The organism is Pseudoalteromonas sp. J010 (assembly GCF_003934235.1).
Taxonomy (GTDB): Bacteria; Pseudomonadota; Gammaproteobacteria; order Enterobacterales; family Alteromonadaceae; genus Pseudoalteromonas; species Pseudoalteromonas peptidolytica.
In genome coordinates, this window is record NZ_RDBW01000061.1 from 1 (window position 1) to 7,614 (window position 7,614).

Sequence of the window (7,614 nt, forward strand, 5' to 3'; positions counted from 1 at the left end):
TCGTTTTGGCAGTCAATTAGGGCAAAGCATATTATTTGGTGAAGCACACTTGAGTAGCCAAGCACTGGCACAGCAACATAAAGCGAGCCAAGTAGCAGAGGGGTCAGCGGTACAACAACAAGCAGGTGCTGTTGCAGCGATGCTTGCTAAGCTGCCTATAGAGGTGGCGTGCTGGCACAAAGCGGAGCTAGTCAAGGCACTGACAGATGTGAAGGCATGGCCACAAACCCCAGAGGTGAGAAGTGATGTGCATCATCAGGGAGTGACAGAGGTTGCGCTTGGCTCGGATGTTATTCGTGCTATTGCACACCCAGATGGCGTACTAGAAGTGCACATGGAAGATAGAGAGCATAAAAACATGCACTCTGAGGCCACCATTCAGGGGTTAATGACGCTATTTGATCATATTGCTCATCATGATGAATACAAGGTGGTTGTGCTCACCGGTTATGATAGTTACTTCTCGACAGGTGGTACCAAAGAGGATCTTGTTGCCATTCAAGAAGGTAAAGCGAAATTTACCGACGAAAAGATTTACCACTTGGCTATGGCATGCTCTGTGCCTGTGATTGCAGCAATGCAAGGACATGCCATCGGTGCTGGGTGGGCGCTGGGTATGTTTGCTGACATCACGATGTTTAGTGAGGAAAGTAAATACCTTAGCCCTTATATGAACTTGGGCTTTACCCCTGGCGCTGGTGCGACGGCTATTTTTCCGGACAAGCTTGGCTATGACTTGGCAGTAGAAACGCTCTTAACAGCGCAGGAAAAGTCTGGCAAGGAGTTGCAAGCGCAAGGGATGGGGTTCCCTGTTATGCCTCGTCGCCAGTTACTAAATGCGTCACTGACACTGGCAAAACGCATCGCGCAACTACCTCGTGCACAGCTTGTCGCGGTTAAAGCAATGGCCACAGCACAGTTAGAGCAAGGTCTTGAGGAGATTTATGCGCTTGAATTAGCGATGCATGATAAGACGTTTGTAGGTCGAAGCGATACATTGCAGCAAATTCAGCAGAACTTCTTGTCTATGGAAAATGCCAATTCAACGCCTGCCCCTGCTCCAAGCAATGAGCCTGAGCAAGTCATTGCGGCTGTACCTAGTACTCAAAATACCAAAGCTGAGGTACTGCATGACTTAAAACAGTCATTAGCAAATGAACTGCACATGGAGGTGGAAGAAATTGATGAAGATATGCAGTTTATTGACCTTGGTTTGGACTCTATTTATGGCGTAACTTGGATCCGTAAAATTAATGAAGAATATGGTCTGTCCATTGAAGCGATCAAAGTTTACAGCTATCCAACGTTAGCCGAGTTTAGTGATTTTGTTGTGGCGCAACTTAAACCCAAGGCGGAACACAGCGCAGCAGTAGTTGAACACCGCCAGGCAAGCGCAACCTCAGTGGCGCCTGAGGTATCTCAGGGGATAAAACAACACAGTGATACTGCGCTTGAAGACATTAGAAGCAATTTAAAACAGCTACTGGCGCAAGAGCTGTTTATGGAAGAGTCAGAGATTGATGAAGATGCGCAATTTATTGATTTAGGTCTTGATTCAATTTATGGCGTGACCTGGATCCGTAAAATTAACGAAGCCTATGACTTACAGATCGAAGCAATAAAAATATATACCTACTCGACCTTAACTGCGCTCAGTCAATTTGTGTTTGAGCAAGTGGGTCAAGTGGGCAATGCAGAGGTAAGTGACAATGTGATGCCATTGCCAACGCCACAACCTATTTCCCCTGAGCCGGTCTTGGGAGTATCGAACCAAGAAGCGGTATTATCTGAGCCGTCTCGTAAGTTGGTGTCTTGGCGCAAGCGTCCTGCGCTACAAGCGCAGCCTATCTCATCATCGAAGGAGACGCGCCGCAATGAAATTGCTGTGATAGGGATGGCAGGTAAATTCCCACAAGCAAATAACTTGGATGAGTATTGGCAAAATATATCACAAGGGAAGCACTGTATTACTGAAGTTGCGAGTAGGCGCTGGGAGGTTGCGCAATTTTATCAGGCCGGAGAGCCAGTGGTAGGGAAGACCAATAGTAAATGGTTTGGTGCAATGGATGGGTATGATCATTTTGACCCGTTATTCTTTAGCATTTCACCGTCAGAGGCGGTGAGCATCGACCCACAACAACGCTTATTCTTGCAAACGTGTTGGCATACTATTGAAGATGCAGGCTATGATGCGAGCACGCTATCAGGTCAGCGATGTGGCGTGTTTGTTGGCTGTGCTGCGGGAGAATATGATTTATTGTCGCGGGATCAACAAATCAGTGCTGAAGGTTTTACCGGGGGAGCGACGTCCATTTTAGCTGCCCGGATCTCCTACTTTATGAATCTACAAGGGCCATGTATTTCCATCGATACGGCTTGTTCATCCTCTTTGGTTGCGATAGCCAGTGCCTGTGATAGCTTAACACTGAAAAACTGTGATTTAGCGCTTGCCGGTGGTGTCTATGTGATGGCTGGTAGCGATATGCATGTGATGACCGCGCAAGCAGGGATGTTATCCACTGACGGCAAGTGTTTTACCTTTGACCAAAGGGCGAACGGTTTTGTACCTGGTGAGGCAGTTGGATGTGTGCTGCTCAAACGTCTTGAAGATGCTCAGCGAGATCAAGATAACATTTATGGTGTGGTTAAAGGTTGGGGAGTTAACCAAGATGGTAAAACAAATGGTATTACAGCACCTAACCCAGTATCACAATGTCGCTTACAGCAAGAGGTTTACGATCGCTTTAACATTAACCCCAATGACATTGGCTTAATTGAAGCGCATGGCACAGGTACTAAGCTTGGCGACCCAATTGAGGTGGAAGGGTTAAAGTCTGCTTTTGGTAAATATACAGAGGCGCAAAATTACTGCGCGCTTGGTTCAGTGAAAAGTAACATCGGTCACTGTATTACCGCAGCGGGCGTTGCTGGGTTTATCAAGTTGGCACTCGCTTTACAACATAAGCAATTACCACCGAGCATTAATTTTGCGCAGTTAAACGAACATATAAACTTGGAGAATACCCCATTTTATATTAATCAGCGCCTTACACCGTGGACGACTAAAGCACAACAGCTACGCCATGGTGCGGTGAGTTCATTTGGTTTTAGTGGCACCAATGCGCACATTGTCCTGTCTGAATATGTTGAACCTGAAGTTGAGCAACGCAGTGTGGCAGCACCTTGGGTATTCCCTATTTCAGCAAGAACCCATGAGCAGTTAATTGCGAAAGTTGAGGCACTTGCCGATTTTCTGAGTGTGCAGGTGGATACCCTGGATATGAATGCTTTGGCGTATACGTTGCAAATAGGCAGAACGCACATGGAGGAGCGGGTTGGATTGACGGCGGCGTCAGCAGCTGAATTACTGACTAATTTAGATAAAACGGTACACGGATTAAAACAAAACCTTCCTTCGATTGGTGCTCGTATTTACAGGGGAAATATCTACCAAGATAAAGACAAGCTGGGTGTTATTGGTGAGGATGCAGAGTTAAAGCAAACCGTTGTGCAGAAGCTCATTCAGGACAATCATTTTGATAAGTTGCTGAAAATGTGGGCGCAGGGGCTTGAGTTAGATTGGCTCCAGTGCTACCGCGCAGGCACGCCTAAGCGGATGCGCTTGCCAGGCTACCCATTTGCCAAAGACGCTTACTGGATAGCGCTCACTAAGCCTAAAACGGTGACTAGTTACCCACGTAATGTTATCCACCCATTGTTACATATCAACACTTCGGATATGTATCAGCAGAGCTATCAAAGTACATTTACTGGCTCAGAAGCATTTCTTGCTCATCATCAAATTGATATGAATGGTGGTGAAGCTGCTCGGGTCTTACCTGGAGTCGCTTACCTTGAGATGGCAAGAGAAGCAGTAGTCAATGCGCTACCTCGAGAAGATAAACCTGAATGTTTTGACATCAAACATGTTGCTTGGGTAAGCCCTTGTGTTGTTGATAGTGATACAACGCTCACCGTATCACTGCAATATATTGGTGAAGAGGACGGTGGAGATTGCGTTGAGTTTGAAATCTTTAGCGAACAAGGGGGGCAAAAGCAGGTGCATTGTATGGGTCAGCTAGTCAATGCAGTAGACGCTGCTGCCGCGGTAATTGATTTGCCTGGTATCCGTGAGCAAATGAGTCAAGGTGAGTTAGGTGCTGAACAGATCTACCATACTTTTGATGCTATAGGCTTGTCTTATGGTGAGTCCCATCAAGGGCTGCGACGCTTATACAAAGGCAGCGAGCAAGCGTTAGGTGTGGTTGAAATGCCAGATTGTGCTGTCGCTGATGCAAGTCAATTTACATTACACCCCAGCATGCTAGACGCCGCACTACAAGCGAGTATGGGGCTGTCGGATGACATTGATAGCTCGCCATCGGTGCCGTTCGGTTTGGATAATTTGCGGGTATTCGCTGCCTGTCCTGAGACGATTTACGCTTGGGTTCGATACCCACAAACCAGCCAAACAAATGGTGACTTGAGTAAAGTCGATATCGATATTTGTGATGAGCACGGCAATGTTTGTATGCAGTTACAGGGATTTTCAATGAAGGAAATCGGCCAAAACGCAGAACCCAACCACAGTGTGGATCAGCAGCCCGCTGGGGGAGAAATTCAGCCTTGTACATTTAATGAAAGTTACTACAAGGACATCATAGAGCAAGTTGCAAACAATGAATTAAGTGTTGAAGCTGCGGTTAGGTTGGGGTGAGAGTAAAGATGGAAAACTTAAAATCATTATACAGCGCGCTACAAAGTGGTGAAATGACGCAACAGGAAGTCCTCGATACGATTAAGGGTGACGCTCATTCATCGACAGATGCCAGCATCCTCTTTACACCAAATTGGCAAACGGCAGCGATAAGGAAAGTATCTCATACCCCTTATCATGCAAGACATGTCATGTTTTGTGGGTTTACTGATAAGTTAGTGGCGCAATGTCGTGCACACTTGCAAAAGGATGAAGTAAGCTGGCAAACATATGCAGGTGAGGAATATGCTGAGGCATATACAGAGCTGGCGGCACAGTGCTTTGAATACATCAAACAGCAGTTGTCGCAGTCATTAACAGCGCCATTATTATTTCAATTAGTACTACCCAATAATGACTATGGCCGCTTGATGTCCGGTCTCAGTGGTATGTTTAAATCGGTATCAGAAGAACATCCTCACTTTTTTGCCCAAGTACTCCTCGTTGACGAACAGGTTTTAGCATCATCGCTGGTATCGTTTATCAATGATGAGCTACATGCTGAATTAGACTGTGAAGTTAAATACACAGCTGGCCTGCGCAAGATTCGACAGTGGCACACACAAACTGTGCCGCAAGGGCTGCAAACAACCTTTAAAGAAGGCGGAGTTTATTTAATCACTGGTGGACTAGGGGGAATTGGCCAATTATTTGCTCAACATATTTTGCATACCACTGCCGCTGCCAAAGTTATATTAACCGGGCGACAAGCTGACAGTGCACAAATTCAGCAGCAATTGGCAGGATTTGCACAGCACCGCGACCGACTAAGCTACCTCCAATTGGATTTAAGTGAACTGGCAAATGTGCGTCAACAGCTCAATCAACTTGCACAAACAACAGGGGCATTAACAGGCGTTTTGCACTGTGCAGGGTGCAATCAAGATGACTATGTGATTAAGAAAAATCAGGATTCGCTGCGCAACGTGTTGCAACCTAAAGTACAAGGTTTAATGCACTTAGACTTGGCAACCGCAGATCTAGACTTAGATTTTTTTGCATTATTTTCATCTGTTGCGGCGCGCTTTGGTAATGCTGGGCAATCAGATTATGCAGCTGCAAACGGCTTTATGGATAGCTATGCGCAATTTCGTAATCGCTTAAGTGAACAAAGAGCAAGGGCAGGACTAACCTCTGCGATAAATTGGCCGCTATGGCAGCAGGGGGGAATGACGATTGACCCTGATATTTTACAAACAATGTACGAAGAAGAAGGGGTTGCGGCGCTTCCCACAGAGCAGGGAATAGCTGCTTTTCAGTTTAGTCTGTGGCAACAGCAGAGCAACGCCATGTTACTTTATGGTGACAGCAACAAGCTCACAACATTACTGGCATCACCACAAAACAATAATATCGAATCAACAGAGAGCCAAATTGTGTCTGAAAATAATTCTACTTATGCGCCAGAAGCATCTGCTCAAGTCAGTGATAGCGCAGTTATATTAGCTAAATTACAATCATTTTTATATCAACAGCTTGCAGCAGTATTAAATCTGCCAAAAACTCAGCCGAGTGCAAAAATCCCGTTCGAGAAACTAGGGATAGACTCGATTTCATCTATCAAAGTGATTAAGCAGTTAGAGCAACATTTTGGCTCTTTGCCAAAAACACTCTTTTTCGAATACCAAAACTTAGTTCAGATGAGTGAGTATTTTATCACCCAACATGCTGCTCAGGTTGCAGTTTTAGTCGCCAATAAAGAAAAGCCGCAGCCAGTGACATCGTCAGCTACACCATCACCACGAACGGTGAAACCAAAGAAACCGTTAACGCGTAAACTAATTAAACCTGCGCTAAAAGCTGAGCACCAAGCAGGGAATAACCACATCACACCAGCACAATTGCAGGCGCACTCAGAGCAAACCATTAACAACGTGGGTGAAAGTGATATTGCCATTATTGGTCTAAGTGGTCGTTATCCGAAAGCGGAAAATATCACCCAATATTGGGAGAATTTACGAGCGGGTTTGGATTGTATTACTGAAGTACCAAAGTCCCGGTGGGACTGGCAGGAGTATTATTCAGAAGACAACACACAGCCACAAGGCCATTCAAGTCGTTGGGGTGGGTTTATTGATGGGGTAGATGAGTTTGACCCGCGTTTCTTTAATATTTCTCCTCGTGAAGCAATTGGTATTGACCCGCAAGAACGACTATTTTTGCAACATGCTTGGATGGCCGCAGAAGATGCGGGCTTCACGCGTGCGCGGTTACAGATCCCTCACCAAGGAGATGCCGCAGGTCAAGTTGGTGTTTATGTTGGCGTCATGTATGGCGAGTATAACCTCTCTGGTAGTCTTGCCAGCATCGCAAACCGAGTATCGTATGCGCTGGATCTTCATGGTCCCAGTATGACCCTAGACACTATGTGTTCATCGTCACTGACAGCCATTCACTTAGCTTGTCAGGACTTAAAACAAGGGCGCACCGATTTAGCGATTGCTGGCGGGGTGAATGTTACTGTGCACCCTAGTAAATACAGTATGTTGAGTGAAGATCAATTTATTTCTTCAAGTGGCCATTGCCAGAGTTTTGGTGAAGGAGGTGATGGTTATATCCCAGGTGAAGGAGTAGGTGCGGTGATTTTGTCGCGTCTGTCCGATGCCCAACAAGCCGGTCAGCATATTTATGGGGTGATAAAAGCCAGCGTGTTAAACCATGGTGGCAAAACCAATGGATATACAGTGCCTAATCCTCAGGCACAGGCCAATGCAATCAGCCGCGCCCTGACTGAGGCCAAGGTGGCACCACAACATATTAATTATATTGAAGCGCATGGAACAGGGACTAAGCTTGGCGATCCCATTGAAATTGCGGCGCTTAGTAAAGCGTTTTATCAAGGTGTAGAAGCGCAGCAC

The 7,614-nt window shown here is 46.0% G+C and carries 2 protein-coding genes; both read left to right on the top strand.

Translation table 11 applies throughout. The annotated features are described in order from the left end of the window. On the top strand, nt 1-4,717 hold a 4,717-nt coding region (locus EAG18_RS21785), incomplete at its 5' end, for a beta-ketoacyl synthase N-terminal-like domain-containing protein (protein ID WP_185745645.1). Nucleotides 4,718-4,725: 8 nt separating this feature from the next. Next, the coding region (locus EAG18_RS21790; RefSeq protein WP_125254449.1) for a type I polyketide synthase at nt 4,726-7,614 on the top strand (2,889 nt) is incomplete at its 3' end.